Here is a 26,851-nt window from a genome sequence, read left to right as displayed (position 1 = left end):
GGCCCCCCCCCCGCCCCCCCAACCCCCCCCCCCCCGGGCGGGCCCGCCCGGGGCCCGGCATTTACCCGTCAGAGCTGCTGGGCCTTGCCGCTGGCCATCGCGCGGGCGATCACCTGCTTTGCCTGTGCCGACGCCTGCGCCTGCAGCTGCGCCTGGCGTTCACCCAGTTCGGCCTGCTGGCTGCCCAGCGCGGCCTGGCGCAGGCCCAGCTGGGCCTGCTGGTTGGCCAGTTCGCTGATGTCGTGGCTGTGTGCGTCCTGCACCGCCTGCACTTCACGCATCGCAAGACGCGCCTCGGCTGCGGCCTGGCGGGCAATCGCTGCGTCATCCACCGCACCACGCGCGGCCCTCGCGGCCTCCGCTGCGCCCTGGCGGTTGATGTCGCTCTCGCGCACCGCCCTGCTTGCCGCCTGGGTCGCCACACGGCTGATTTCCCGGGCATACACGGCCTGCTTGCGGCCCAGTTCACCCTGCTGGCGCCCCAATACCCCCTGCTCGCGGCCGAGCTGGCCCTGCTGGCGGCCCAGTTCGGCCGATTGCGCATAGACGCGCTGCAGCGGCTGGATCAGGGCCAGATCACGCACGGCATAACGCTTGTTGCCTTCGCGGAACCACAGCACCGGGCCATCGCGGCCGACATCACGACGGGCCTGCTGGATGTCATCGATCGTCGCACTGGCATAGCTGCGGCCGTGGTCGATCAGCACGTGGCCACGTTCCAGATCGTTGCCCAGGTGCAGCTCGCCCACCGTGGTGTAGCTGTCGTCATCCTCGGCAGGCGGTGCCGGAGGCGCGGGCGGTGCAGACGGCGCAGCGGGGACGGACGGCGCGGCGGGCGGTGCCGGCGGCGTGGGCATCACCAGGTGGACCCCGTTGGCCGGCACAGCGGGCGCGGCCGGCGGTGCGGGCGGTGCAGGGACGACCTTAGGCGGTGCCGGCGGCGCAGGCGGTGCCGGGGCAGCCACCAGGCGCATCGGCGCTACGCCCACCGCAACCACCAAGGCGGTCAGGCCGATGGCGAGGATGCGCGGGCAGGCACGGCGCGGCTGCAGGCTCATCAGGCGGCGCTTCAGGCTGGTGGTGCTCGGCGCGGCACTGGCCACGCCCAGGTGCGGCTGCGGTGCCACGCCCAGCTGCAGCAGCAGGCGGCCATAGGCATGGCGGCTGGCACCGTGCTGGCCGACCACCGCTGCATCCACTGCTTCCTCGCGGGCCTGGGCGTATTCGCGCACGGCCAGGCGCAGCAGCGGATGGAAGAAGAACAGGTGCTGGGCCAGTGCGGGCAGCAGGCCCCACTGCAGGTCACGGCGCTGCATGTGCTGCAGCTCGTGGGTCAGCGCCAGATCCAGCGCATCGCCCTGCAGGGCATTGGCACCGGCCGGCAGCAGCAGCACCGGGCGCAGCGGGCCGACCAGCTGCGGTGCGTCCACCTGCCCGCTCATCCACAGGCGCGGTGCGCGGCGCAGGCCATGGGCATCGGCAGCCAGTTGCAGCGCCTGCACCAGGGCCGCGTCTTCGCAGGGATGCGAGGCCGCCAGCAGCGCGCGGCACTGGCGCCACTCGCCGAAGGTGCGCCATGCCATCACCAGCACGCCGGACAGCCACAGCGCGGCCAGCGCCATCGCCCACCAGGCCATCGGCGATACGCCGCTGCCGATCGACGCGGCGATGTCAGGGGCCTGGTTGATCGGCGCGGTGGCCAGCAGGTTCGCGGAGAGTTCCGGCGCCATCGGATGGATCGCATCGGCGGCCAGGTCGGTGGCGCTCATTGCCACGGTCTGTGGCGCCGGCAGCCAGGCCAGCTGCAGCGGCTGGCTCCAGAACAGGCCCAGCACCGCCTGCAGCGACACCAGCCACCACAGGCGGCAGCGGGTGCTGGCCGACAGCGAGGGCAAGGCGCGGCACAGCCCATAGACCAGGGCCACCAGCAGCACGGTCTGCAGGCTGGTCCAACCCAGGCGTTCCAGCAGGGAAATCAGCATCGTGGTGTCCATGGCTCAGCCCTCGTGGCGACGCGATTGGAGTTGGGCGACCAGCGCTTCCAGCTCCGCCAGTTCGTTGTCACTGACTTCCTGGCGTTGCGACAGGTAGGCCACGAACGGCGACACCGAACCCTGCAGGGTGTTGTCGACGAACTGGGCCACAGCGCCCTGCAGCACGCTTTCCGGGCCACGGGTGGCCTGGTAGCGGTAGACGCCTTCCTGCTGCTCGCGCTGAAGATACCCCTTGGCGCGCAGCCGCTCCATCATCGTCAGCACGGTGGAACGGGCCAGCCCGCGGGCCTCGCCGTAGCCACTGGCGACCTCGCCGACGCTGGCCGGCGCATGTTCATCGATGTACTTCAGCAGGGCCAGCTCCTGGTCCCCGATGGTCTTGCCACGCATGACACCACTCCCTTGACTACACGTGTCGTCACTGTCTGCGTGACGACAGTTGTAGTCAACCCCCCGGAAGTCATGGGCCGACGAACGGTAGGGGTTGGGGATGGGCTTAAACCTTCTCCCCACCCCACGCATCCGATCCCCGACAACCTGCCGGGAATTCCCATGTTCCGTCCAACGCTGCCCGCCCTTCTGCTGCTCCTCGCCGCCCTGCCGGTGGCCGCCGCGTCGCCCGGCACGGATGCCGCCAACGAACAGGCGCGCCGCTTGGTCCGCCAGACCATGCAGGACGAGCGCATCCCCGGCCTGCAGGTGGCCGTGGTCAAGGACGGCCACGTGGTGCTGTCCGAAGCCTTCGGCCTGGCCAACGTGGAGAACGGCATCGCCGCCACGCGCAGCACGCGCTTTCCGCTGAACTCGGCCACCAAGGCCTTCACCGGCGTGGCGGCCGCGCAGCTGGCGCAGCAGGGCAGGCTGGATCTGGATGCGCCGCTGGCGCGCTACCTCGATGCGCTGCCGCCGGCCTGGCAGAGCGTTCGCGTGCGCCAGCTGCTCGCGCACACCTCGGGCCTGCCGGACATCCTTGATGAGCGCGGGCTGCTGGGCGGTGGTACCGAGGCGCAGGCCTGGCAGGCCGTGACCGAGCGGCCGATGGATGCCGCACCCGGCCAGCGCTTCGCCTACAACCAGACCAACTACCTGCTGCTGGCGCGGATCATCGCGCGGCAATCGGGCATGCCCTTCGAGCGCTTCCTCGCCAGCAGCCAGTTCGGCACGGTCGGCATGGACCGCACCACCTTCGGTGACAGCTACGACCTGGTGCCCGATGCAGCAACGATGTACAGCCTGGCGCCGCGCGCAACGGAAGCGGCCGACACGCCGCCACGCCTGTCGCACTGGTTCTACGACATGCCGCCCAGCCTTTGGGCGGGCGGCGGCATCCTCACCACCGCCGATGACACTGCACGCTGGCTGGCCGCGCTGGCCAGCGACCGCCTGCTGGCCGAGCCGTCGCGCACGCGCATGTGGACCGCCGAGCCCCTCGCCGATGGCCGGGCTGGCCCGTGGGCCGCCGGCTGGCCGGTGCTGCAGGCGGCGCCGGATCGTCAGGTCGCCGGCATCGGTGGTGCGCGCTCGGCCTTCATCGTCTACCCCGACCGCGGCGTGGCGGTGGTGGTGCTGACCAATCTGGTCGGCGCCAACCCGCAGCGCTTCATTCCGCGCATCGCCGATCTCTATGCGCCTGCCGCAACAGCGCCCTGAACACCTGCAAGCACGCGCGCCCGGTCGGCCACCCCAGCCACATGCAGCACCAGTGTGTGCGGCAGTGCCAGCGTAGGGTGCTGGGCAATGACGCAGAACGCGAACACCTCCGCCAGGGTGTCGCGGTCATGCCAGGTGGTCACCACGAAGTCGGCGCCCTCGCCCTCCAGCGATGCCATGTCCACCGCATCATCCCAACCGCTGCACTCGATGCCCCAGGCCATCATGTAGCGGCAACCGCTGCGCACCAGCCAGTCACTCACCCGCGCCTGCCAGTCCGCCTCCACGGCGGCTTCGACCGCCACAATGGCGCGGAAAGGGGAGCAGGCCCGTTCGGGCGGTTTCGCGCCCGGCGGCAGCCACAGGTATTCAACGGTGCCGTCCATGCCCACCCCATCCTCTGTTCGCGTGCCCGAGGATAGCTGCCGGCCAGCGGCCGGCACTACCGCCGGCACTACCGCCGGCTCAACCGCGTGGACCGCCCATCACTGGCAGGATCGCACCGCTGATGTAGCTGGCGCATGCGGGCGAGGCCAGGAACACATAGGCCGGTGACAGTTCTTCCGGCTGCGCGGGGCGGCCCATGTCGCTGTCCTTGCCGAACTCAGCCACGTCGTCGGCCTGCTTGTCGGCAGGATTCAGCGGCGTCCACACCGGCCCCGGGGCCACGCAGTTCACCCGGATGCCACGCGGCAGCAGCTGGCTGGCCAGCGCCTTGGTGAAAGCATGGATGGCGCCCTTGGTGGCCGAGTAGTCGATGAGGGCCTTGCTGCCGAACAGGCCGGTTTCCGAGCCGGTGTTGATGATGCTGGCGCCCTCGCCCAGATGCGGCAGCACCGCCCGTGCCATCTGGATGTAGCCGCCGATGTTGGTCTGTAGCGTCTCCTGCAGATGCGTATCTTCCAGGTCTTCCAGGCGCTCGCAGTGCAGCTGGAATGCCGCGTTGTTGACCAGGATGTCGATGCCGCCGAACGCCTTGGCCACCTGCTTTACCGCCTTGTTGCAGAAGCGTGGATCGCGCACGTCGCCGGCGATCACCACGCAGCGGCCGCCTTCGCGCTCCACGTGCTGGCGGGTGAGGTCCGCGTCCTCCGCTTCATCCAGATGAAGCACGGCGACATCGGCGCCTTCGCGGGCGAACAGCACGGCCACGGCGCGGCCGATGCCGGAATCACCGCCGGTGATGATCGCGCGCATGCCCTGGAGCTTGCCGCTGCCGACGTAATCGGGGGCGAGGAAGCGCGGCGCCAGTTCCAATGCATGCTCATGGCCGGGCTTGGCCAGGTGCTGGGCCGGCATCGTTTCCGGCTGCCGGCGCGCACCCGCCTGGGTGGCGGTCTTCTTCGTCGCCTTCCTGATGGCGCGTGCGTCCTTGGCCTTCTCCTGGTCCTGCAGGCGCCGCTGCCGCGAGGCCACCCGGGCCGCGCGCGGGTCGCTGGACGCAGCCTTGCGGGTGGCGGTCTTCACTACGCGCGGGCGGTCGGTTTCGGCGACGGTCTTTGCCCTGGTGCTGCCTTTGCGCACCTTGGGCGATGCCTTGCGGCGGGCGGGGGTCTTCTTGGTGGTGGCCATGCAGGTCTCCTCGGGAGGGGGATGGGGTTGCCGGCCAACAGCCGGCACTACCGGGGGCGGCGTGCGCCGCTCGTGCAGTGTCCCTACCCGCGTTGTCGGTGGCGGTGAGCGCACCGTGTCCACCACGTGCACGGCATTCATTCCGCCACCACGCGTGTCGTCGCACTCTTCAGGCCAAGACACGAGGAATGCCCAGATGAAACATGCGATTGCCACCGCCGCCTTCTGCTTTGCCCTTGCCGCCTGCAGCAGCAGTCCGGTTGCCCAGATCCAGCCGATCGATGGCGTGATTTCCGGCCAGTGCCACACCAACATGGTGCGCGGTGCCGTGGGCCTGGCCGCTTCGGCGATGACCGTCGAGCGCGCGCGCGTGGACAGCGACAGCCTGCACGTGCAGGTCACCCGCGGCAGCCGCGAGCACAGCGGCAATACCGCCAGTGGCAGCGCTGACCCTGCCGCAGGCGCGGCCGTCGAGGGCGGTGATCGCCTGACCATCGAAACCGGCCGCACCAACAACATCACCGCCATCTATTGCGGGTAAGCGCCGTCGCGCAGACTCGACGCTACCAAGCGCTCAGGCGCTGCGCTTGGCCAGCCGCCGTGCCCGGCGCAGCACCTTCAGGGTCGCCTGCTCCCATTGCCGCGGGCCGCGCAGGCCCGCCAGCGAAGCGAGCTCACCGCGTTCCCAGCCCGCAAACACGCAGGGGTCGATGTACGCCTTGCGGCAGACCGCCGGCGTGTTGCCCAGCCGCGCGGCCACCTGGCACACCACCTCGCGCTGCGCCTTGGCCAGCGCGCGCTGGCTGGCCGGCTCCGGCAGCTCGGTGGCGGCGAAGGTCTGCACCGCCGCCAGGGTGCCGCCCCAGGTACGGAAGTCCTTGGCGGTGAAATCCTCACCCATCACCTCGCGCAGGTAGTCATTGACCGCACCGGAATCGACCGGCTGGATGACACCGTCGTCATCGCGATACTGGAACAGCGCCTGCCCGGGCAGCTGCTGCACGCCGCGCACCAGCGTACCGAGCCGGCGGTCGCCCACGGTCACCTCGTGCAGCTGCCCGGATTTGCCGCGGAAGCGCATGCGCACGCGCCCACCGCGCAGCAGGTCCAGGTGGCGGTTGCGCAGCGTGGTCAGGCCAAAGGATTTGTTTTCCTTGGCATAGGTTTCATTGCCCACCCGCACCAGGGTGTCGGCCAGCAGCGCGACCACCACCGCCAGCACCTTCTCGCGGGGGAAACCACGCAGCTTGAGATCGCGGCTGAGCCTGCGCCGCAGGGCGGGCAGTGCTTCGCCGAAAGCGATGGTGCGGTCGAACTTGCCTGAGTCGCGCACTGCCGCCCAGTCGGCGTGGTAGCGGTACTGCTTGCGCCCGCGCGCATCGCGCCCGGTGGCCTGCAGGTGGCCGTTGGCATGGGCGCAGATCCACACGGCGGTGTAGGCCGGCGGGATGGCCAGCGCGCGGATGCGCTGCAGGGTGGCGGCATCGCGCACGGCATGGCCATCGGCATCGCGGTAGGCAAAACCCTTGCCTGCGCGGCGCCGGCTGATGCCGGGCTGGGTGTCATCGACATAGCGCAGGCCCGCCGCGCGCGCGGCCTGTCGTTCGGGGGTGGGGGCAGGAGGCATGCCGCCAGTGTGGCGATCGGCGCGGCGTGGCCACGTCAATAACGCAAGACAAACACGTGAGGGGCCACGGGCGGCTATGCTCGGGTCTTCACAGTCCCTTCCGTTCCGGAGTCATGATGCCGTTCCAGATTCGCGCCCGTTCGCTCTCCGCCCTGCTGCTGCCGGCCGTGCTGGCGTTGTCCGCCTGCCAGGCGCCCGCGCTGGATGAGCAGGATTCGGCCACCGCCCATGCCCAGCAGGCCGCCGAAGCCGCCAAGGCCCCGGCCGACGAAGCCGGCAAGGCCACCGAAGCACCGCCGGCCGGCAACTGCGATGCCAGCCAGGTGCAGAGCCTGGTCGGCCAGGCCTACACCGATGCACTGGGCAAGCAGGCCCAGGAAGATGCCGCCGCCAGCCAGGTGCGCGTGCTCAAGCCCAGCGACGTGGCCACGATGGAGTTCCTGGGCGATCGCCTGAACATCGAAGTGGACGAAAAGGGCCTGATCAGCGGCGCCCGCTGCGGTTGAGTGAAAGCCAACGCCGGCAAGGGTTTGCCGGCGTTTTGGTTGCACGCGCAACCGTGTATTGCGGCGTTGCAACAACTGTGATCTAGTCGAGGCATCCGGTGGCCTCATGATGCGCTCCAGGGATTGGGCGGGCACGAGTGTCCCTGCTCATTTCATTACGCATCGAGGTAGAGATGGCCCCCCGCAACCGCCAAGGGCTTTACGACCCGCGCTCCGAGCGCGATGCCTGTGGATTCGGCATGGTCGCGCAGCTTGACGACCAGCCCTCGCGTCTACTGGTCGACACCGCCATCGCCGCGCTTTCGCGCATGACCCACCGTGGCGGCGTCGCCGCCGACGGCCTGACCGGCGATGGCTGCGGCCTGCTGCTGCGCCGCCCCGATGCCTTCCTGAAACTGCTGGCCAGCGAAGCCGGCATCACCGTGGGCGCGCGCTTCGCCGCCGGCCTGGTGTTCCTGCCGCACGATGCCGACGCCGCCCAGGCCTGCCGCACACAGCTGCAGGCGCAGGTCGAAGCGGTGGGCTGCAAGGTCGCGGGCTGGCGCGAGGTGCCCACCGATGACAGCGTCTGCGGCCAGCTGGCCCGCGACACGCTGCCGCGCATCGAACAGGTGTTCGTCGACGCCGGTGTCGGCCAGGATGACGGCGGCTTCGCGCTGGCGCTGTTCCTGGCCCGCCGCCGCAGCGAACAGCAGCTGCGCGAGCATGCCGATTACTACGTCACCACCCTCAGCCCCAATGCGATCAGCTACAAGGGCATGGTGCTGCCGGACAAGCTGAGCCGCTTCTTCCCGGACCTGCAGCGCCGCGAACTGGCCTCCAGCGCCATCGTGTTCCACCAGCGCTTTTCCACCAACACGCTGCCGCGCTGGCCGCTGGCGCATCCGTTCCGCATGCTCGCCCACAACGGCGAGATCAACACCATCGAAGGCAACCGGCGCTGGGCGCAGGCGCGCAGCAAGGTGTGGAAGACCCCGCGCTTCGACATCGCCGAGTTCGATCCGGTCATCTCCATGCACGGCTCGGATTCGCAGAGCCTGGACAACATGCTGGAGCTGATGGTGTCCGGTGGCATGGAACTGATCCAGGCGCTGCGCATCCTGGTGCCGCCGGCAACCCAGTCGCTGGAGTTCAAGGATCCCGACCTGGCCGCGTTCTACGAGTTCCATGGCCTGAACAGCGAGCCGTGGGACGGCCCGGCCGGCATCGTCGCCTGCGACAGCCGCTATGCGGTTTGTACGCTGGACCGCAACGGCCTGCGCCCGGCGCGGTGGATGCTGACCGCCGACCGCCACTTCCTGGTCGCCTCCGAAGCGGGCGTGTGGGAAGTGCCGACCGAGCGCGTGGTGCGCAAGGGCAAGCTCGGCCCGGGCGAGATGATCGCCATCGACCTCAAGCGCGGCGACCTGCTCGATTCGGAAGCCATCGACCGCATCAACCGCGGCCGCGCGCCGTACAAGCAGTGGCTGCAGCAGGGCGTCACCTACCTGCAGACCGAACTGATCGATCCCTCGCTGGTGGAGGAGCCCTTCGACGAGGGCACCCTGCGCAGCTACCACAAGCTGTACCAGCTCAGCAGCGAGGAAGTGGAACAGGTGCTGCGGCCGCTGGCCGAGACCGAGCAGGAAGCCACCGGCTCGATGGGCGATGACACGCCGATGGCGGTGCTGAGCCAGCGCAGCCGTCCGCTGTACGACTATTTCCGCCAGGCGTTCGCGCAGGTCACCAACCCGCCGATCGATCCGCTGCGCGAAGACTGCGCGATGTCCCTGTCCACCCAGCTCGGCAAGGAGACCAACATCTTCCATGCCGGCCCGGAGACGGTGAACCACGTCATCCTCAACTCGCCGGTGCTGAGCCAGCGCAAGCTGCGCCAGCTGCTGAAGATGGACCAGTACGTGCAGGCCAACCGCCTGCTCGACCTGTCCTACAGTGAGGACGAAGGCCTGCGCGCCGGCATCGAGCGCATCTGCGCCGAAGCCGAACAGGCCGCGCGCGACGGCATGGTGATGCTGCTGCTGTCCGACCGCTACCCGGTGGCCGGGCGGCCGATGGTGCATGCGCTGCTGGCCACCAGTGCCATCCACCACCACCTCTCGCGCCTGGGCCTGCGCTGCGACGTCAACCTGATCGTCGAGACCGGCACCGCGCGCGATCCGCACCACATGGCCTGCCTGCTCGGCTTCGGTGCCACCGCGGTGTATCCGTACCTGGCCTACCAGACCTTGTTCGACCTGGGCCGCCGCGGCATCCTCAAGCTCAGCAAGGGCGGTGAGCAGTCGCAGATCGGCCGCCGCTACCGCAAGGGTGTCTACAAGGGCCTGTCGAAGATCATCTCGAAGATGGGCATCTGCACCGTGGCCAGCTACCGCGGCGCGCAGCTGTTCGAGATCATCGGCCTGGAACCGGAGGTGGTGGGCCTGTGCTTCCCCGATACCGCCTCGCGCATCGGCGGCGCCGGTTTCGCGCGCTTGGATGCCGACGCACGCGAATTGTGCGCGCAGGCCTGGGATGCGCAGCAGGGCGTGGATGTCGGTGGCCTGCTGAAGTACGTGCACGGCGGCGAATACCACATGTACAACCCGGACGTGGTGACCACCCTGCAGCGCGCGGCGCGCAGCGGTGACCCGCGTGCCTGGCAGCAGTACTGCGATGCCGTGCATGCACGGCCGCCGTCGGCGCTGCGCGACCTGCTGGAACTGGTGCCGGCGGCGACGTCGGTACCACTGGACGAGGTCGCCGCAGCCAGCGAACTGTTCCCGCGCTTCGACACCGCCGCCATCAGCCTCGGCGCACTGTCGCCGGAAGCGCATGAAGCGCTGGCCATCGCCATGAACCGCCTCGGCGGCCGCAGCAATTCCGGCGAAGGTGGCGAAGACCCCGCGCGCTACGGCACGCAGCGCCGCAGCAAGATCAAGCAGGTGGCCTCGGGCCGCTTCGGCGTCACCGCCGAGTACCTGGTGAACGCAGAGGTGCTGCAGATCAAGGTCGCCCAAGGCGCCAAGCCCGGCGAAGGCGGCCAGCTGCCCGGCCACAAGGTCAACGAACTGATCGCTCGCCTGCGCTATGCCAAGCCGGGCATCGGCCTGATCTCGCCGCCGCCGCACCACGACATCTACTCCATCGAAGACCTCGCGCAGCTGATCTACGACCTGAAGCAGGTCAACCCGACCGCGCTGGTGTCGGTGAAGCTGGTCAGCCATGCCGGCGTCGGCACGATTGCCGCCGGCGTGGTCAAGGCCGGTGCGGACCTGATCACCATCTCCGGCCATGACGGCGGCACCGGCGCCTCGCCGGTCAGCTCGATCCGCTATGCCGGCGTGCCGTGGGAACTGGGCGTGGCCGAAGCGCACCAGGCGCTGCTGGCCAACGACCTGCGCGGGCGCACCCTGCTGCAGACCGATGGCGGCCTGAAGACCGGCCTGGACGTGGTCAAGGCCGCGCTGCTGGGCGCGGACAGCTTCGGCTTCGGCACCGCGCCGATGATCGTGCTGGGCTGCAAGTACCTGCGCATCTGCCACCTCAACAACTGCGCCACCGGCGTGGCCACCCAGGACGACCGCCTGCGCGAGAACCACTTCACCGGCCAGCCCGAACGCGTGGAGAACTTCTTCCGCCTGCTGGCCGAGGAAGTGCGCGGCTGGCTGTCCTACCTGGGCGCGCGTTCGCTGGAGGAGATCGTCGGCCGTACCGACCTGCTGCGGCAGATCGAGGCGGCGCCGCGCGATGGCGTGCGCGTGGACCTTTCACGCCTGCTGGCCGATGCCCGTTACGAAGGCAGCCACTGCGCCGCGCAGCGCCTGTACGAATCGCCGGACAGCCTGGCCACGCAGATGGATGGCCTGCTGGCCGCAGCCATCGAACACAAGCAGGGCGGCGAACACCGCTTCCTGATCCACAACACCGACCGCAGCATCGGCACCCGCCTGGCCGGTGCCGTGGCCCGAGCGCATGGCAACCAGGGCATGGCCGAGGCACCGCTGGAACTGCGCTTCCGCGGCAGCGCCGGGCAGAGTTTCGGTGCCTTCAACGTCGGCGGCCTGCACCTGGAAGTGGAAGGCGAAGCCAACGACTACGTCGGCAAGGGCATGGCCGGTGGCCGCCTGGTGGTGCGCCCGCCGCGTGGCGCGCGCTTCGAGGCCCGCAGCACCGCCATCATCGGCAACACCTGCCTGTACGGCGCCACCGGTGGCGAGCTGTTTGCCGCCGGCCGCGCGGGCGAGCGCTTTGCGGTGCGCAACTCCGGCGCGCTGGCGGTGGTGGAAGGTGCCGGTGACCACTGCTGCGAGTACATGACCGATGGCGTGGTGCTGGTGCTGGGCAAGGTCGGCCTGAACTTCGGCGCCGGCTTCACCGGTGGTCTGGCCTACGTGCTGGACGTGGATCGCGATTTCGTCGACCGCTACAACCACGAGCTGATCGACATCCACCGCGTGTCGGCCGAGGGCTTCGAGAACTACCGCCAGCACCTGCACCGCCTGATCGGCCGCCACCGCGAGCTGACCGGCAGCATCTGGGCGCAGCAGATCATGGACGAGTTCCGCGATTACATCGGCAAGTTCTGGCTGGTCAAACCCAAGGCCGCCAGCATCGAGTCGCTGACTGAAACCCTGCGACGCGCCGCGTGATTCCGCCCGGTAGTGCCGGCCACTGGCCGGCAACGTTCCCCTTCGCATTCCAGAGCCAGCCATGAGCCGCAAGCACGCTTTCCAGTTCCTCGACCTGCCCCGGACCATGCCGCAGCGCATCCCGGTCGAACTGCGCACCTCCGGCGACTGGGGTGAGCTGTACGGCAAGTTCGGCAAGGAAGACGCCCAGTACCAGGCCGGCCGCTGCCTGGATTGCGGCAACCCGTACTGCAGCTGGAAGTGCCCCGTGCACAACGCCATCCCGCAGTGGCTGCAGCTGGTGCAGGAAAACCGCATCCACGAAGCGGCCACGCTGTGCCACAGCACCAACCCGCTGCCGGAAGTGTGCGGCCGCGTCTGCCCGCAGGACCGCCTGTGCGAAGGCAGCTGCACGCTGGAGGAATTCGGCGCGGTGACCATCGGTGCGGTGGAGAAGTACATCGTCGATACCGCCCTGGCCAGCGGCTGGCGCCCGGATCTGGGCGCGGTGCAGCCCACCGGCCAGAGCGTGGCGGTGATCGGTGCCGGCCCGGCCGGCCTGGCCTGCGCCGACCGCCTGGCGCGTGCCGGCATCACCGCCGTGGTCTATGACCGCTACGAACAGATCGGCGGCCTGCTGCAGTTCGGCATCCCCAGCTTCAAGCTGGACAAGGACGTGATCCACCGCCGCCGCGAGGTGCTGGAGGGCATGGGCGTGCAGTTCCGCCTGGGCGTGGAGATCGGCCGCGATGTCAGCGTGCAGCAGTTGCTGGACAGCCACGATGCGGTCTTCGTCGGCACCGGCGCCTACCGCTACACCGATGGCGGGCTGGACGGGCAGGACCTGAAGGGCGTGCTGCCGGCCCTGCCGTTCCTGGTGCAGAACAGCCGCATCGTCAGCGGCGATGATCCGAAGGGCCGGCCGATTGCCGGCTGGGAGGACACCATCGCCCTGCCCGATCTCAACGGCAAGCGCGTGGTGGTGCTCGGCGGCGGCGACACCGGCATGGACTGCGTACGCAGCGCCGTGCGCCTGGGCGCGGCCAAGGTGACCTGCGCCTACCGCCGCGACGAGGCCAACATGCCCGGCAGTGCGCGCGAAGTGGCCAACGCCCGCGAGGAGGGCGTGCGTTTCCTGTTCAACCGCCAGCCGCTGTCGATCGAAGCCGGTGCCGATGACGAAGTGATCGGCGTGACCGTGGTCGAGACCCGCCTGGGCGAACCCGATGCCAATGGCCGCCAGAACGCGGTGCCGATCGAGGGCAGCGAATCGCTGCTGGAGGCGGACGTGGTGATCATTGCCTTCGGCTTCTCGCCGACCCTGCCGGCGTGGCTGACCGAACACGGCGTGGAAGGCCAGGCCAACGGCCGCATCGTCGCCGGTGGCAATGACCGGTTGCCGTACCAGACCGCCCACCCGCGCCTGTTCGCCGGTGGCGATGCGGTGCGCGGCGCGGACCTGGTGGTGACCGCCGTCGCCGAGGGCCGCGACGCCGCGGCCAGCATCGTGCGTCTACTGGCACACTGATCCGGCCGTCGCCGCCGCCTGTGCGACCCGTGGCGCCGACGCTGGAGGGGCGTCGCACGCGGGCAGGTACACGTCGAGGCTGACGGTGGTGCCCTCGCCGGGAACGCTGTGCAGCTGCAGTTCGCCGCCCAGTGCGGCGGCCAGCTCGCGGCAGATGGCCAGGCCCAGGCCGCTGCCACCGAAGCGGCGCGGGGTGGACGCTTCGGCCTGGGTGTAGGGCGCAAACACCGCCTGCTGCCGCGCCGGGCTGATGCCCACGCCGGTGTCGGCCACCTGCACGCGCAGGTGCTGGCCGGAGGCGGCCTGGCGCAGCACCTGCAGGCGCAGCTCCACCCCGCCGTGCGCGGTGAACTTGAGCGCATTGCCGGCCAGGTTGAACAGGATCTGCTGCAGTCGCAGGCCATCGACCCTCGAGCGGGCCTGCAGCGCCGGATCCAGCACGCAGCGCAGCTGCAGGCCCTTGCTCGCGGCCAGCGGTGCCAGCAGGCGCTGCACGCCCCGCAGCAGCGCGGCCAGGTCGGTCGGCACGGCCTGCGGGGGCCGGCTGCCGATCGGCTGCCGCGCGCTGTCCAGCACCTCGTCGAGGATCTGCCGGAGCATCACGGCGGCCTCCTCGAGGCTGGCCAGCAGGTGCCGCTGCCGCGGGTCCAGCCGCGTACCGGCCAGGCCATCGAGCATGCCCACCAGGGTGTTCATCGGCGCACCGATCTCCTGGCGCATGGCCGCCAGGAAGTGGGCCTTGGCCACGACCGCCTGCTCGGCCTCGCGGCGGGCCTCGTCCAGGGCGCGCGCATGCCGCTGTGCTTCGGTCACGTCCATCCAGTAGCCACGCCATTCGACTGCGTGGCTGTCACCGTCGCCACGGGGCAGCGGTCGCCCGTGCGAGCGCATCCAGCGCCAGCCCATCCGCCCCTGGCTGCGGAAGGTGACGTCGATCGGACCGCGCACCCGTGCCGCGGCCTCGACATGGGCCATCACCGATGCGCGGTCGTCCGGATGCACGGCCGCCAGCAGACGTGCATGCTCGACACGCGCGCTGTCCACGTCGATGCCGAACAGGGCGTGCACGTCACCCGCAAGGTAGGGCACGCTGTAATCGCCACCTCCGCTGCGCCGCACCCGATAGACCACCGCCGGCAGGCCAGCGCTGAGTATCTGCAGGCGCTGCTGCAGTGCGCGGCGGCGCTGCATTTCGCGTCGCAGCCGCCAGCGTCCGAGGGCATGCAGCAGGCCCAGCCCGAGCAGGGCCAGCAACGCGGCGGCCAACCCGCGCGACCACGGCTGTGGCTGGCTGGCGGCGACCGGCAGGGCCACCAGCAGGACCAGCAGCACGCCGCCACAACGCCAGCGGCGGTGCGCAGCGGCGGCATCAGGACAACCAGCGACACTCACGAAGAACTCCTCACGCCGCAGGCCAGACACACGGCTGCACGACGCAGCAGCCACCTGCCACGCTAGCGACACGGCGCGCAGCAGCAATGAGGAAAATTGCAAAACGCTCCAGTGGTGCTGATAGCGACATACACTGCCGCCTCTACCACTGAGGGAGCCCGCGATGCGCATCGGCCTGGCCGCCAACCGCCTGCACCACCATGACGCGCGCGCTGCGCTGTTCCGCTGGCTGCGTGCCAGCGAGCCGGGCCTGCGCGAGCTGGGCGTGTCCCTGCATGCGGTCGGGCGCACCCACGACGCCATCGAGCGCAACGGCTTCCTGGCCGGTTATGCAGGCCTGCAGCGCTATCCCTACGGGCGCCAGGGCGGCCTGATGAAGCTGGTGGCCGAAGTGGTCGGCATGGGCCCGGAGCGGACCCTCGATGGCGCGATCTACTTCATCGATCCGGTCGATCCTTCGTCGGTGTTTCCCGAAGCGACCGCGCTCAAGCGGCAGTGCGTGATCCACGGCAAGCCGTTCATTTCGACGGTGGCCACCGCGCGCGACTGGATCGAGAACGAACGCATCCACGCCGGGCTGGCGGCCGATGCCGGCGCCGATGACCTGCACGCGTTCGAGGGACAGACCCTGGCGCTGATCGCCCACGATGCGATGAAGCCGGCGATGCTGGCCTTCGCCGACGAGCACTTCGATGTACTGGCGCGCTTCGGCGAGCGCGTGGCGACCGGCACCACCGGCCAGCGCCTGAACGAACTGGCTTGGAGCCGCGGCTGGCCCAGCGATGCACCGTGGGTGACGCGCTACCAGAGCGGCCCGATGGGCGGTGATGCGCAGATTGCCGACCGGGTGCTGGAGGGGCGGTGCCAGCGCGCGATCTTCTTCGAGGATCCGCACGTGGCGCGCCAGCACGAGGCTGACATCCAGCTGCTGGAGCGGGCGGTGACGACGGTGACCGACCAGGCGGTGTGCATCACGGCGCCGCGGGTGGCGGCACGCTGGGCGACGGCGGCGGCGTTGCGCGCGGCCCGGTCATGATTGCGGCCAACGGCAGGTAGAGTCGACTGTTAGTCGACTGGCGTCGTGGCTTGGCCGGGTGGGGTGGGCTGCGCACGCTTCTGTAGAGCCGAGCCCGTGCTCGGCTGCATTCAACGGCAGCCGAGCATGGGCTCGGCGCTACAGTTACAAAAGCTGGCGGAGCATGGCCTTGAGTCTGCGGCCTTCCAGCTGGAAGTAATCGCGCTGTTCGCGCCAGGCGGGGAAGCGCTGTTCCACTTCGTGCCAGAACGCGGGCGAGTGGTTGGGCTGGATCAGGTGGCAGAGTTCGTGCACCAGCACGTATTCGAAGGCGTCCGGGCGGCCCAGCACCAGGGCCAGGTCCAGCGCCATGCTGCCGTCCGGGGCCAGCGAGCCCCATTGCGAGGACATCACCTTCAGCCGCACGCGGCTGGGTGCGCGCGGCAGGCCGGGCAGGTACTTCGGCAGCCAGCGGCCAACGTCGGCGCGGGTCTGCGCCTCGTAGAACTCGCGCAGCAGACGGCGCAGGGTGGCATCGCCGGCACGGGTCGGCCATTGCACGCAGGCGCCGTCGCCGTCGATCTCCAGCCGCGCGAAGCGGCCTTCCTGCCAGCGCACCGGCAGCAGTTCACCGCGCAGCGGCAGCATGCCGTCCTCGCCCGGTTGCAGCGGCGCCGGCAGGCCGTTGTCCTGGTAGACGCGCAGCTGCTGCGCCAGCCAGTCGCGGTGCTGTTCGAGGAAGCGCTCGCCCATCACCAGGCTCGCCCGCGGCGGCAGGGTCAGGCGCGCACCGCGCTCGTCCACGCTCAGCTTGATGCGGCGCGCGCGTGGATCACGCACGCGCAGTACCTCGATCTCGGCATCATCCAGGCGCAGGCGAACGGTGTCGCGCTGCACGGTGGCGGGCGGGGTCGGGCCGATCAGGCGGCGCAGCAGGCGGCTCATGTGCCCAGCATAGCGCTGCGCGGGGCCGCTGGATGACCGGCGGCCCGCGCAGTGCCTGTTCAGTCAGCCTTGCTGAGCTTGAAGGCTTCTTCCAGCAACAGGAACAGGCGACGGATCTCGGCGCTCTGCAGGGCGAAGCGGGCGTCGAACTCGGCGCGGCGGCCGTCTTCGTCGGCATGCTCCAGCTGGTCCAGGGCACCGTCGAGGAACTTCAGCTTGCGCACGATCAGGTCGTCGCCGATGACGAAGGACAGGTTGTCCTCGAAGATCAGGGCCAGCTTGGTCACCTGCTTGCCGGCATCCAGGTGCTTGTCGATCTCGTCGCAGCGCAGTTCCTGGTGCTGGCACTTGACCACCGCGCCGCCTTCCACCGGGTCCTTCATCTCGCACTCTTCGCCCAGGCTCAGGCCGGTCGGCAGCGGCTCGCCGGCGATCCAGCCGGTCAGTATCGAGCGCGGCGCGACTTCGGCGTTCAGCGGCATGGCCGGGAAGCTGCCGAGCAGCCCACGGATGTCGGACATGAAGTACTCGCCGGTCTTGCGGCTGGAGGTGTCCACCGCGACGTAGCCGTGCTGCAGGTCGATGAAGGCATCGTTGCGCGAGGACTTCACGAAGGCGCGCGGCAGCAGTTCATGCAGCAGGTCGTCCTTCATGCGCTTGCGCTCGCGGCCACCGGGGCGGCGGCCTTCCTTCTCCTCGATTTCCTCCAGTTTGCGCTCGAGCAGGTCGTTGACCACCGCCGCCGGCAGGATCTTGTCCTCGCCGCCCACGGTCAGCCACAGGTGTTCGGCGATGCGGTGCGACAGCAGTTCCTTCTCCTCGCGGCCGAAGGGCGAGATGAAGCCGCGCGAATTCATTTCCAGCGCACCGACCGGCTTGAGCAGGGCGTGCGGCAGCAGGGTGTCCACTTCGGAGAAATCGGTGGTGGTCGGGAAACGGAAGAACGTCAGGTTGCGAAAGAACATGGAATTCCGGATGGCGAAGAGGAAGGGCGTCCCACCTTAAGCGGCGGGCGTCTCGGGAACTGCGTCGGCATCGGCCGGGAAACCGGCCAGCCAGGCGTGGGCATCGGACACCGGTGCAGCGTCGCGACGGCCCAGCGCCATGAAGTCGAACAGGCTGGCATCGGCCAGCTGCGAGGGGTGGATCTGGCCCATGGCGCGGGCGATCTGGTCGATGCGGCCGGGATGGTCCTTTTCCCACTGCTGGAGCATCAGCCCGACCTGGCGGCGTTGCAGGTTTTCCTGGCTGCCACACAGGTTGCACGGGATGATCGGGAAATCACGGGCCCGGGCGTACGCGACGATGTCGTGCTCGCGTACGTAGGCCAGTGGGCGGATGACCACGTGGCGGCCGTCGTCGCTGCGCAGTTTCGGCGGCATGCCCGACAGCTTGGCGTGGTGGAACAGGTTCATGAAGAAGGTGGCCACCATGTCGTCGCGGTGGTGGCCCAGCGCGATGCGGGTGAAGCCGTGCTTCTCGGCGTGGTTGTACAGCGCGCCGCGGCGCAGGCGCGAGCACAGCGAACACATCGTGCGGCCTTCGGGGATGACCCGGCTGACCACCGAATAGGTGTCCTGCTCGATGATCTGGTACGGCACGCCCAGGCTGGCCAGGTACTGCGGCAGCACGTGTTCGGGGAAACCGGGCTGCTTCTGGTCCAGGTTCACCGCCACCAGCTCGAACGGCACCGGCGCCTTCTTCTGCAGCTGCAGCAGCAGGTCCAGCAGGGTGTAGCTGTCCTTGCCGCCGGACAGGCAGACCATGACCTTGTCACCGGCCTCGATCATGCCGAAGTCGGCAATGGCCTGGCCGACCTGGCGGCGCAGGCGCTTTGCCAGCCGGTGCTCCGCGCCCACGTCCCGGCGCGGTGCGACAGTCGCACGCGGCAGGGGATCGGGCAGGGAAATCACGGCGCTCATGGGCTCCATTCTACCGGCTTGGGGCCGGCGCCGGCCGCGGCGCGGGGCCGCCCTCTCCCGATGGTCATCGGCGCTGTGTATGCTCGGAGGCTGTGGATACCTACAGCCCCGCCGAGATCGTCGAACGCCTCGTCGCCCTGCGCGCCGAACACCGCGTGCTGGATGAACAGATCACCCGGATGGCCGCCAATGGCGAGGACGAGCTGGAGTCGAAACGGCTGAAGCGGCGCAAGCTGCAGTTGAAGGACTGCATCGCCAAGCTGGAAAGCCTGCAGATTCCCGACGAGCCGGCGTAACCGGGGCCCCATCCACGCATGGCGTGGATCTACCTGTCCGGGATGTCGGCGTTCCACGCCGGTTCGCCGTCGACGCTCAGCGCGCAGCGGCGCACGGGCCCGTCCACGCGGCAGAGCAGGCGCAGCGGGTGGCCGTACCAGTCGCCCTGCAGGCCCGCGCCGACAGCCGCGTCTTCATCGCCGGCAATGCGCTCGGCACCGGCCAGCCACAGGCTGTAGCGCGGCACAGCGCCGTCGCCGGCGTCCACGCACAGGCGCATCGGTGCATCGGCCAACCGCCCCGGCAGGGTGTCCTCCACGCAGGCCGGCGCCGCCTGGGCAGTGCCGGCGGCGAGCAGCAGGGCCGGCAGCAGCCACGCGGGGCTGATCCACCGGCCAGCGCGGTTCATGGCTGCGGCGTCGGTTCTTCCGGGCGCGCCGCTTCCGGGCTGACGCGCTCGATGGTGTGGCGCAGTTCGCGGCCGAGGATGAACTTGGCATCCTTGGCCCAGCTGTCCAGGCGGTCGTCGAACAGCAGCTTGCTGTTCTCGTCCGGCCACACCAGGCGCAGCTCGCGCAGCTTCTGGATGAAGCCACGGAACAGCGACTTGTCGAAGAACTCCGGCGCGGCCGGCGCGTACAGCAGGCTCAGGCGCTGCGCGGCCTGCTGGCACAGGCTTTCCAGCTCGGCGGTGCCCAGCGTGCCCGGGCCGTTCTTCACCAGCACCGAAATGGCGATGTAGTACCGCTCGAACGCCTGCTGCAGCGAATGGCCGATGGCACGCAGGCGGAACACCTCGTCGGTCTGCCCGGTGTTGCGGGTCAGCATGCCGCCGTCATCGTCGTTGACCTGCTGCAGCAGGCCTTCGCGGATGAACACGTCGATGGTCTGCTCGATGCGCTGGGCGAACTCGTCCTCGCTCCACGGCAGGAACAGCTCGGCCTGCAGGAACGGGTACACGGTGCGGCCCAGGCGGACCAGGCCGGTGCGGCTCATGCGGCGGTTGTTCTGGAAGCAGCAGGCCACCCACGACGAGGCGGTGAACAGGTGCACCACGTTGTTGCGGAAGTAGCTGAGCAGCACCGCGGTATCGCCGCTGACGCTGAGCACGTCGCCCAGCGGGTGCTTGATGCGGGTGAGGACGTTGATTTCCTCGGCGTGGGCGATGATGCGCTCCGGCGAGTGCGGGGTCACCGTCACCCGGCCCGAATACGGCATCTCTTCCAGCAGCGTCTTGCACAGCTCGATCTGCGCGATCAGGTCGGCCTCGCCCATCGCGTGCTTGGGCGTGGACAGCAGCGCCAGCGCCAGCAGGTTGATCGGGTTGACGTCGGCGGCACCGTTGATGCGCACCTGGATGCGGTCGGCCAGGGTGTCCACGGTGGTCGACAGCCACGACGGCTTCTCGTCCTCCGGCACCGCCTCGCCGTTCCACTCCGGCGCCTTCTCGGCCAGCACGTCGTTCAGGGCGATCGGTTCGCCGAAGTTCACCACCACCTGGCCGTAGTTCTGCTTGAGCACCTTGGGGATGCCCCACAGCAGCGACCAGATCGATTCCTTCTCCTTCGGCCGCCCGGACAGCTCGTCCAGGTAGCTGCCGCCTTCCATCAGCTTCTCGTAGCCGATGTAGATGGGCTGGAACAGCACGGGCTTGCGCGGCTGGCGCAGGAACGCGCGCAGGGTCATCGAGATCATGCCGCCCTTGGGCTGCAGCAGGCGCCCGGTGCGCGAGCGGCCACCCTCGACGAAGTACTCGATGGAATAGCCGCCGGCCACCAGCTGCGCGACGTATTCGCTGAGCACGGCCGAGTACAGCGCGTTGCCGCGGATCGAGCGGCGGATGAAGAACGCACCGCCCTTGCGCAGCAGGGTGCCGACCACCGGCAGGTTCAGGTTGATGCCGGCCACGATGTGCGGCGGCACGATGCCACGGTCGTACAACAGGTAGGACAGCAGCAGGTAGTCCATGTGGCTGCGGTGGCTGGGCACGTACACCACTTCGTGGCCCGGCGCGGCGGCCTTGAACTTGTCCAGGTGGTGCACCAGCACGCCAGCGTAGATGCGGTTCCACACGTGGCTGAGCATGAAGCTGGCCGAGCGCACCACCGGGCTGGAATAGTCGGCGGCGATTTCCCAGGCGTAGGCGTGCGCCTTCTTCCAGGCATCGGCGGGCTTGGAGTTGTCGCGCTTGGCCTGGGCGGCAATCGCCTCGCGCACCGGTTCGGCGGCCAGCACCTGGTCCACCAGCAGGCGGCGGGTGGACAGGTCGGGGCCGATGACCGATTCGCGGATGCGGCGGAAATGGGTACGCAGCACGCGCTGCAGCTTGCGCACGGTGCGCTCGGGCTCCAGGCCCTCGTCCACGGTGCTGCGCAGCGAGATCGGCGGGGCGAAGCGCACGATGGTGCTGCGGCCGTTCAGCAGCAGGCCCAGCAGGCGGCGGAAACGGCCGACCAGCGCCCAGTTTTCCGAGAACAGCACGGCGAACCAGCCGCTCTGCTTGTCCGGCGCGCGGCCGACGAAGATCGATACCGGCACCAGATGCACGTCCAGGTCATCGCGCACGCGATGTGCCTGCAGCACCTTGGCCAGCGAATCGGAATGGGTCTTGGCACCGCGCTGCTCGGGAATGAGCGAGTTGCTGGAACTGCGCCGCGACAGGGCCAGGTAGGCGCGCTTGCGGCCGGTCGGGTCGCCGGCCAGCGGCACCAGCGGCGAGGGCAGGCCGGCCTGGCGGCAGGCCTTGTCCAGGATCAGCGCGTTGGACAGGCCGTAGTCTTCCAGCACGTAGACCACCGGGCGGCCATCGTTGTACTGGCCCGGGTCTTCCGGCTCGATCTTCAGGGCCAGCCACGGCTCGACCAGGCGGCCCAGCAGGCGCGCCCAAAGGGGGCGCCGGCCAGCGGGACGGGCGTGCGCGGGCGGCGGCACCGGGTTGGGGCCGGTGCCGGTCGAGGGAGACGCCGCGGCCGGATCGGCGGGCGTCTGCTGGGGTTCTTCGCCGGGGAACGGCAGCGGGTTCTGTTTCGACATCGGCGCCATTATGGCTTAGGCGGCGTGGTTGCCGCTTCCCCGCCGGCGGCGGGGGCCTGCGCAGGCGCCGGCGCGGCCACCGCGCGGGCCGCATCGGCCTTGCGCAGCAGGGCATCGGTATCGGCCAGGGTGCGGGTCAGGTACCAGTGGCCTTCACGCCGGCTCAGCGGCAGCTGCAGCTGCAGGGTGCGCCCGGCCAGCTCGTACTCCATGCGCACCAGGGCGTTGTCGCCTTCCACCGAAAGCAGTTCCCCGCGCAGGCTGCGCAGGGCGTCGTCCACGCCCAGCCCGTAGCTGGCCAGGACCGCCTTGACCGTGTGCAGGAACGGCGCCAGCTGCTGCAGGCTGCCTTCCATGCCGGCTGCACGCAGGCCGTCCTCATCGTCGAAGCCCACCTTGGCGGCGGCCTCGACCAGGGCGGCGATGCTGCTGCGGGCGCGGGCCCGGTCGCTGATCGGCGCGCCCTGCGCCCAGCCGGCCAGGGTTTCCACCAGGGCGATGTAGTGCGTCTGCTGGCTGGGGGTGTAGCCCTTCTGGTGGCGCAGGTACTGCACGCCGAAGTTGCCCATCGACTGCGCCGCCTGGCGCACCGCGCTGGCCTGGCCGGCCAGCTGGCGGTCGAAACTGCGCTGCAGCTGGGTGGCGGCCTGCGGCTCGCGCAGGGCGGCCAGCATCGGCAGCATCTGGTCGCCCAGAGGCAGCTCGCCCAGTGGCCACTGGCTGTGGCCCTCGGTCCAGGCCTGTTGCAGGCGCTGGTACTGGCCCGGCGGCACCGACAGGCGCGCGTACCCGACCAGATCATCCTCGACCAGGCGCTGGGCCATGGCCTGCACCGCCGCCACCGGCTCGGCCGCCGGCTTGGCCGGGTCGCTGCCGGATTGGCGACACGCGGCCATCGCCAGAAGCACCATGGCTGCCAGCCCCCATCCACGCGCAGACCTTCGTCGCACTGCCACGCTCATGCAATCGGACTCCCCGTACCGGCCCGCATCTTGCGGCCTGCAAGGTGACAGCGGCAAGCCGTGCGGTCACGGTTTGGCCAGGAAGGGAGCCGATCGGCGGGGTCAGAGCCCTTTCGCAGGCGAAAGGGATCCGACCCCGGGCGATAAAAAAAGAGCCCGGATCACGGGGATCGCAGGCTCTTCAAACCGGCGCGGGGCCGGTGGACAGTTGTGGCACATCTCCGGCCCAGGGGCCGGATGGCGGCGATGCTACGCCGCCGCCGAAGTTAAGGCAACACGTGATGTAACACGACTTAAATAATTGATTTTATTGAATCAATTCTTCTGCCAGACCGATTCAATGAAATCTACGGCATGTTTTTCGGCGATTCGGGCATAAACGCCGGGGTAACCGGCCAGCGCGCAGCCCTCGCCCCAGCTGACGACGCCGAACTGGGTCCATCCCTCGCGCAGCTTGAGCAGCAGCGGGCCGCCGGAATCGCCCTGGCAGCTGTCCATGCCTTCGCGCCCGGCGCAGATGACCTTCCCGCGCTGCAGTTCGCCGGCATAGGCCTGCTGGCACTCGGCAAATGGCACGAACGGTACCTTCACCGTCTGCAGCTGGGTGGGATAGACCCGGCCATCGCCGATATCGGTGTCGCCCCAGCCAATGACGGTGAAGTCGCGGCCGGGCTTGAGGTAGCTGGCATCCGGGCGCAGGCGCAGGGTCACCGGCTGGGCATCGGCCAGCGGCGCATCAAGCTGGATGAGGGCCACGTCGTGCTCCAGCGAGTTGCCGCTGTTGAAGGCCGGATGCACATGGATGGCCTTGACGTTGGAGGCGCGCGGCGCGGCGTCGGTGGACAGCGCGGTGACATTGCCGGCCACCGCGATTCCGGCGGGCGCTTCACCCTGCATGCAGTGCGCGGCGGTCAGCACCCACGACGGCGAAATGAGGGTGCCGCCGCAGAAGTGGCGGTCATGGTCGGTGTCACCGTCGAAAACGCCCTGGATGCTGACCATGAACGGGTACTGCCCCGGCTGGGCGTCCTCGCCGCCGATGATGCGCGGCGTTTCGCGGGGCTCGGGTGCGGCGAAAGCGGGCGCCGCGCTGACAGCCAGCAACAGGCCGGCAAGCACTGCAGAGGTGCTGCGATACATATCCGTGTACTCCCTCTCTGATGGTTGGAACCGGCGCAGCCGTGGGCGGCGCCGGTGCATCGATTGGGAGGGAGCGGCGTTCGGATCCAGTGCGACCGTGCGCACGGTTTTTCGCTGCGGGGTCGACAGCGACAGCGCTGGGCCCACAAATGCGAACGCCATCCCACACGGGGCGGGATGGCGTTCGGTGTTGCGCTGTGACCGGCGGCGCCGGCAGGCTCAGCGTGCAGCCAGAGCCGACGCGATTTCCTGCTGGATGGCCCGCGCGGCCGCCTGCGGATCGGCGGCCAGGCGGATCGGGCGGCCGACCACGATGGCATCGGCGCCATCGGCGAAGGCCTGGGCCACGCCGACGGTGCGCTTCTGGTCATCGCCGACCGGGCCCCCCGGACGGATGCCCGGGCAGACGATCGAGAACCCGGCGCCGGTGGCGGCGCGGATCGGGCCCGCTTCCTGGCCGGAGGCGATCACGCCGTCGATGCCGGCGGCCTGGGCGGCCAGCGCGCGCTCGACCACCACGTCCACCGGCTCGCGGTCGATGCCCATCTGCGCCAGGTCCGGGCGCCCCATCGAGGTCAGCACGGTCACCGCCAGCAGGCGCATGTCGCTGCTGTTGGCGGCCGCGCAGGCCTCCATCATCGCCGGGTGCCAGCCGTGGATGGTGGCGTAGCTGACCGGCCACTGCGACAGGCGCTTGATCACCGCCGCAGCGGTGGCCGGGATGTCGAAGAACTTCAGGTCGACGAACACGCGCTTGTCGCGGCGCGCCAGCTCCTCCAGCACCTGGAAGTACTCGCCGGAGGCGAGCAGTTCCATGCCGATCTTGTAGAACGCCACGCTGTCGCCCAGGCGATCGACCCACTCCAGCGCCTGCACGCGGTCAGGCACGTCCAGGGCGAAGATCAGCCGTTCGTCATCGCGCAGCGGCAGCAGTGCGCGGCTCACGGTGCGTAATCCAGCGCCGCACGCTTGGCGTCGTGGCGGGCCTGGCGCGACTGGGTGTAGTCATTGTTGAACTGGGCCGGCTCGAAACCGCCGTAGGTCGGGTTCGGCAGCATCCACCAGCGCTCGCCGAACCAGTCGTGGTACTGCTGCAGCAGCGCGTCGCGGCCTTCGTTGGTGTTGGCGGTCACTTCCACGAAGTCACCCATCTGGTCACCGAACTGCATCAGCACGCGGTACTGCTGGCCGGCCAGGCGGCGGCGGCAGTTCTTCTCGCTGCCGTTCTGCTCGCAGTCCTTGACCACGGTGCCCAGGCCCAGGAACACGCTGTCGTCGGCCACCGGCAGGCCCTGCTCGCGCAGGTTGGCCAGGGTCGCGTCCTTCAGGTGCACGGCGCGGTTGGAGACGTACAGCAGGGTCACGCCCTTGGCATTGGCGGCCTTGGCGAAATCAACCACGCCGGGAATGGCCTTGGCCTTCTTCTCGGCCACCCACTGGTCCCAGGTCAGCTCGTCGTATTCCTTGCCGTCGCGCACCAGGCGCGCCTGGTAGGGCGAGTTGTCCAGCACGGTTTCATCCACGTCCAGCACCACGGCCGGCTTCAGGCCCTTGGCCGCGTTGCCGCGTTCTTCCGGCACCAGCGCATCCCAGTGGGCTTCCTTCAGCGCGGCGTCCAGGTGGTCGGCGGCGGCGCGGTAGGTCTGTTCGGTGATCGCCTTGTACTCCTGCGCACGCTGCATCCACAGCACGGCATTGAGGTTGTCATTGGCGGTCGCATCAACCGCACCGTCGGCCTTGGCGGCCGCGGCCGGGGCATCGGGGGCGGGGGTCTCGGCGGCAGGCGCGTCCACGCGCTTGCAGGCAGACAGGCCGATCGCCGCAGTGGCGAGCAGGGTCAGGGACAGGGAAACGGGACGACGCATCAGGATTCACCGGCAATCAGATATACCCGGCCATTTTACCGGCAAAGATGACCGTGGCACGGCTATGCTTCGGGGTTGACCCGTTGCCTTGCGGAGGCCGCCATGACCGATCCCGTCCAGACCCCCGACGTCCCCCTGCTCGATGCCGTCCAGGCCCGCCTGCTGGGCTGCCTGGTGGAAAAGGAGGCGACCACCCCGGACACCTACCCGCTGACGGTCAACGCCGCACAGTCGGCAGCCAACCAGAAGACTGCCCGCGAGCCGGTGATGAACGTCGATGCCGGCAGCGTGCAGCACGCCCTGCGCCAGCTGGAGACACTGGGCCTGGCGCGCCAGCACTTCTCCTCGCGCGCCGACCGCTACGAGCACCGCCTGCAGGCCGCGCTGGACCTGACCCGGCAGCAGACCGTGCTGCTGGCGATGCTGCTGCTGCGCGGGCCGCAGACCCTGGGCGAGCTGGTCACCCGCAGCGAGCGCCTGTACCGCTTCGCCGATGTGGGCGAAGCCCGCCACGCCATCGAGCGCCTGCAGCAGCGCGCCCTGCTGGTGGTGCTGCCGCGCGCCAGCGGCCAGCGCGAGGACCGCTACATGCACCTGCTGTGCGGTGAGGTGGACGGTGCGGCGCTGGCCGCGAAGTACGCCAGCAGCGGCGGTGGCGGCAGCGAAGCGGCCGACCCCGGCCTGGCCGAGCGCGTGGCCCAGCTGGAAGCCGCGGTGGCCGAGCTGCAGGCCCAGTTGGCGGAACTGCGCGGCGGTTGAGGGGGTGGGTGCCGACCGTTGGTCGGCACTGCATTTGAATCGTGCCGACCAACGGTCG

The 26,851-nt window shown here is 69.6% G+C and carries 23 protein-coding genes; 8 read left to right on the top strand and 15 right to left on the bottom strand.

Annotated features, from left to right (window positions below; all coding sequences use genetic code 11):
• Positions 1-68 precede the first annotated feature (68 nt).
• On the bottom strand, positions 69-1,994 hold the full coding sequence (locus IAE41_RS15830; RefSeq protein WP_200733766.1) for a M56 family metallopeptidase: 1,926 nt from the start codon (positions 1,992-1,994) through the stop codon (positions 69-71).
• A 3-nt stretch (positions 1,995-1,997) separates the two neighbouring features.
• Positions 1,998-2,384 (bottom strand): BlaI/MecI/CopY family transcriptional regulator, encoded by a 387-nt coding sequence (locus IAE41_RS15825; RefSeq protein WP_200733765.1) that lies wholly within the window; start codon positions 2,382-2,384, stop codon positions 1,998-2,000.
• A 192-nt stretch (positions 2,385-2,576) separates the two neighbouring features.
• On the opposite strand from IAE41_RS15825, the gene IAE41_RS15820 reads away from it, so the two are divergent.
• Positions 2,577-3,644: a serine hydrolase domain-containing protein gene (locus tag IAE41_RS15820; protein WP_200733767.1), complete on the top strand. Its 1,068-nt coding sequence runs from the start codon at positions 2,577-2,579 to the stop codon at positions 3,642-3,644.
• Here the strand turns inward: IAE41_RS15820 and IAE41_RS15815 are convergent.
• Both IAE41_RS15815 and IAE41_RS15810 read right to left on the bottom strand, forming a co-directional pair.
• On the bottom strand, positions 3,617-4,030 hold the full coding sequence (locus IAE41_RS15815; RefSeq protein WP_200733764.1) for a hypothetical protein: 414 nt from the start codon (positions 4,028-4,030) through the stop codon (positions 3,617-3,619). The two genes, IAE41_RS15820 and IAE41_RS15815, sit on opposite strands and share 28 nt — an antisense overlap.
• Before the next feature lie 79 nt (positions 4,031-4,109).
• Entirely contained in the window at positions 4,110-5,216 is a 1,107-nt protein-coding gene (locus IAE41_RS15810) for an SDR family oxidoreductase (RefSeq protein ID WP_200733763.1), read from the bottom strand.
• 196 nt (positions 5,217-5,412) lie between these two features.
• On the opposite strand from IAE41_RS15810, the gene IAE41_RS15805 reads away from it, so the two are divergent.
• Positions 5,413-5,757, top strand: a complete 345-nt coding sequence (locus IAE41_RS15805; RefSeq protein ID WP_200733762.1) for a hypothetical protein — start codon at positions 5,413-5,415, stop codon at positions 5,755-5,757.
• A gap of 33 nt (positions 5,758-5,790) precedes the next feature.
• Here the strand turns inward: IAE41_RS15805 and IAE41_RS15800 are convergent, their stop codons facing one another.
• Positions 5,791-6,843, bottom strand: coding sequence for a DNA topoisomerase IB (locus tag IAE41_RS15800; protein ID WP_200733761.1), 1,053 nt, complete (start codon positions 6,841-6,843; stop codon positions 5,791-5,793).
• Between the two features lie 116 nt (positions 6,844-6,959).
• Between IAE41_RS15800 and IAE41_RS15795 the strand changes: the two genes are divergently transcribed.
• The 3 genes from IAE41_RS15795 to IAE41_RS15785 all read left to right on the top strand — a co-directional run bounded on the left by IAE41_RS15795 (position 6,960) and on the right by IAE41_RS15785 (position 13,484).
• Positions 6,960-7,349: an I78 family peptidase inhibitor gene (locus tag IAE41_RS15795; protein WP_200733760.1), complete on the top strand. Its 390-nt coding sequence runs from the start codon at positions 6,960-6,962 to the stop codon at positions 7,347-7,349.
• A 173-nt stretch (positions 7,350-7,522) separates the two neighbouring features.
• On the top strand, positions 7,523-11,977 hold the full coding sequence (gene gltB / locus IAE41_RS15790; protein WP_200733759.1) for a glutamate synthase large subunit: 4,455 nt from the start codon (positions 7,523-7,525) through the stop codon (positions 11,975-11,977).
• Positions 11,978-12,038: 61 nt separating this feature from the next.
• Positions 12,039-13,484, top strand: a complete 1,446-nt coding sequence (locus IAE41_RS15785) for an FAD-dependent oxidoreductase (RefSeq protein WP_200733758.1) — start codon at positions 12,039-12,041, stop codon at positions 13,482-13,484.
• Here IAE41_RS15785 and IAE41_RS15780 read toward each other — a convergent pair.
• The gene (locus IAE41_RS15780) at positions 13,470-14,876 is read right to left on the bottom strand and encodes an ATP-binding protein (protein WP_325167011.1); all 1,407 of its coding nucleotides are present in this window, start codon (positions 14,874-14,876) and stop codon (positions 13,470-13,472) included. The two genes, IAE41_RS15785 and IAE41_RS15780, sit on opposite strands and share 15 nt — an antisense overlap.
• Before the next feature lie 163 nt (positions 14,877-15,039).
• Here IAE41_RS15780 and IAE41_RS15775 point away from each other — a divergent pair, with 163 nt between their 5' ends.
• Positions 15,040-15,912 (top strand): methylglyoxal synthase, encoded by an 873-nt coding sequence (locus tag IAE41_RS15775; RefSeq protein WP_200733756.1) that lies wholly within the window; start codon positions 15,040-15,042, stop codon positions 15,910-15,912.
• A gap of 144 nt (positions 15,913-16,056) precedes the next feature.
• On the opposite strand, the gene IAE41_RS15770 is transcribed toward IAE41_RS15775, so the two are convergent.
• The 3 genes from IAE41_RS15770 to ttcA are packed head-to-tail and all read right to left on the bottom strand — an operon-like array spanning position 16,057 to position 18,767.
• Positions 16,057-16,836, bottom strand: coding sequence for a SprT family zinc-dependent metalloprotease (locus IAE41_RS15770; RefSeq protein ID WP_200733755.1), 780 nt, complete (start codon positions 16,834-16,836; stop codon positions 16,057-16,059).
• Between the two features lie 59 nt (positions 16,837-16,895).
• Positions 16,896-17,801 (bottom strand): recombination-associated protein RdgC, encoded by a 906-nt coding sequence (locus IAE41_RS15765; RefSeq protein WP_005411825.1) that lies wholly within the window; start codon positions 17,799-17,801, stop codon positions 16,896-16,898.
• Between the two features lie 36 nt (positions 17,802-17,837).
• Positions 17,838-18,767: a tRNA 2-thiocytidine(32) synthetase TtcA gene (gene ttcA / locus IAE41_RS15760; protein ID WP_108745627.1), complete on the bottom strand. Its 930-nt coding sequence runs from the start codon at positions 18,765-18,767 to the stop codon at positions 17,838-17,840.
• Between the two features lie 83 nt (positions 18,768-18,850).
• Between ttcA and IAE41_RS15755 the strand changes: the two genes are divergently transcribed.
• On the top strand, positions 18,851-19,054 hold the full coding sequence (locus IAE41_RS15755) for a YdcH family protein (protein WP_079224582.1): 204 nt from the start codon (positions 18,851-18,853) through the stop codon (positions 19,052-19,054).
• A 29-nt stretch (positions 19,055-19,083) separates the two neighbouring features.
• Here the strand turns inward: IAE41_RS15755 and IAE41_RS15750 are convergent, their stop codons facing one another.
• From IAE41_RS15750 to IAE41_RS15725, 6 genes are all read right to left on the bottom strand, one after another.
• Entirely contained in the window at positions 19,084-19,443 is a 360-nt protein-coding gene (locus IAE41_RS15750; protein WP_200733754.1) for a hypothetical protein, read from the bottom strand.
• Positions 19,440-22,076: a glycerol-3-phosphate 1-O-acyltransferase PlsB gene (plsB, locus tag IAE41_RS15745; protein ID WP_200733753.1), complete on the bottom strand. Its 2,637-nt coding sequence runs from the start codon at positions 22,074-22,076 to the stop codon at positions 19,440-19,442. The genes IAE41_RS15750 and plsB overlap by 4 nt, the downstream gene beginning before the upstream one ends.
• Positions 22,076-23,029 (bottom strand): hypothetical protein, encoded by a 954-nt coding sequence (locus IAE41_RS15740; protein WP_200733752.1) that lies wholly within the window; start codon positions 23,027-23,029, stop codon positions 22,076-22,078. The genes plsB and IAE41_RS15740 overlap by 1 nt, the downstream gene beginning before the upstream one ends.
• Before the next feature lie 315 nt (positions 23,030-23,344).
• Positions 23,345-24,169 (bottom strand): serine protease, encoded by an 825-nt coding sequence (locus IAE41_RS15735; protein ID WP_200733751.1) that lies wholly within the window; start codon positions 24,167-24,169, stop codon positions 23,345-23,347.
• Between the two features lie 219 nt (positions 24,170-24,388).
• Positions 24,389-25,114, bottom strand: a complete 726-nt coding sequence (pyrF, locus tag IAE41_RS15730; protein ID WP_200733750.1) for an orotidine-5'-phosphate decarboxylase — start codon at positions 25,112-25,114, stop codon at positions 24,389-24,391.
• Entirely contained in the window at positions 25,111-26,034 is a 924-nt protein-coding gene (locus IAE41_RS15725; protein ID WP_200733749.1) for a 5'-nucleotidase, lipoprotein e(P4) family, read from the bottom strand. Before IAE41_RS15725 ends, pyrF begins: the two co-directional genes overlap by 4 nt.
• A gap of 102 nt (positions 26,035-26,136) precedes the next feature.
• Here IAE41_RS15725 and IAE41_RS15720 point away from each other — a divergent pair, with 102 nt between their 5' ends.
• Entirely contained in the window at positions 26,137-26,793 is a 657-nt protein-coding gene (locus tag IAE41_RS15720) for a DUF480 domain-containing protein (RefSeq protein ID WP_200733748.1), read from the top strand.
• The last annotated feature ends 58 nt before the right edge of the window (positions 26,794-26,851 follow it).

The sequence above is a fragment of the Stenotrophomonas sp. S39 genome (assembly GCF_016624665.1).
Classification (GTDB): Bacteria; Pseudomonadota; Gammaproteobacteria; order Xanthomonadales; family Xanthomonadaceae; genus Stenotrophomonas.
Note: the sequence above shows the minus strand (reverse complement) of the source record. Positions and strands in the feature narration are given on the sequence as shown.

Coding starts and splice junctions, on each gene's coding strand:
- ttcA (WP_108745627.1), bottom strand. CDS start 18,767: ATGGAGCCCATGAGCGCCGTGATTTCCCTGCCCGATCCCCTGCCGCGT.
- IAE41_RS15735 (WP_200733751.1), bottom strand. CDS start 24,169: ATGTATCGCAGCACCTCTGCAGTGCTTGCCGGCCTGTTGCTGGCTGTC.
- plsB (WP_200733753.1), bottom strand. CDS start 22,076: ATGGCGCCGATGTCGAAACAGAACCCGCTGCCGTTCCCCGGCGAAGAA.
- IAE41_RS15795 (WP_200733760.1), top strand. CDS start 6,960: ATGCCGTTCCAGATTCGCGCCCGTTCGCTCTCCGCCCTGCTGCTGCCG.
- IAE41_RS15750 (WP_200733754.1), bottom strand. CDS start 19,443: ATGAACCGCGCTGGCCGGTGGATCAGCCCCGCGTGGCTGCTGCCGGCC.
- IAE41_RS15825 (WP_200733765.1), bottom strand. CDS start 2,384: ATGCGTGGCAAGACCATCGGGGACCAGGAGCTGGCCCTGCTGAAGTAC.
- IAE41_RS15725 (WP_200733749.1), bottom strand. CDS start 26,034: ATGCGTCGTCCCGTTTCCCTGTCCCTGACCCTGCTCGCCACTGCGGCG.
- IAE41_RS15770 (WP_200733755.1), bottom strand. CDS start 16,836: ATGAGCCGCCTGCTGCGCCGCCTGATCGGCCCGACCCCGCCCGCCACC.
- IAE41_RS15785 (WP_200733758.1), top strand. CDS start 12,039: ATGAGCCGCAAGCACGCTTTCCAGTTCCTCGACCTGCCCCGGACCATG.
- IAE41_RS15800 (WP_200733761.1), bottom strand. CDS start 6,843: ATGCCTCCTGCCCCCACCCCCGAACGACAGGCCGCGCGCGCGGCGGGC.
- IAE41_RS15765 (WP_005411825.1), bottom strand. CDS start 17,801: ATGTTCTTTCGCAACCTGACGTTCTTCCGTTTCCCGACCACCACCGAT.
- IAE41_RS15775 (WP_200733756.1), top strand. CDS start 15,040: ATGCGCATCGGCCTGGCCGCCAACCGCCTGCACCACCATGACGCGCGC.
- IAE41_RS15810 (WP_200733763.1), bottom strand. CDS start 5,216: ATGGCCACCACCAAGAAGACCCCCGCCCGCCGCAAGGCATCGCCCAAG.
- IAE41_RS15805 (WP_200733762.1), top strand. CDS start 5,413: ATGAAACATGCGATTGCCACCGCCGCCTTCTGCTTTGCCCTTGCCGCC.
- gltB (WP_200733759.1), top strand. CDS start 7,523: ATGGCCCCCCGCAACCGCCAAGGGCTTTACGACCCGCGCTCCGAGCGC.
- IAE41_RS15830 (WP_200733766.1), bottom strand. CDS start 1,994: ATGGACACCACGATGCTGATTTCCCTGCTGGAACGCCTGGGTTGGACC.
- IAE41_RS15720 (WP_200733748.1), top strand. CDS start 26,137: ATGACCGATCCCGTCCAGACCCCCGACGTCCCCCTGCTCGATGCCGTC.
- IAE41_RS15740 (WP_200733752.1), bottom strand. CDS start 23,029: ATGAGCGTGGCAGTGCGACGAAGGTCTGCGCGTGGATGGGGGCTGGCA.
- IAE41_RS15815 (WP_200733764.1), bottom strand. CDS start 4,030: ATGGACGGCACCGTTGAATACCTGTGGCTGCCGCCGGGCGCGAAACCG.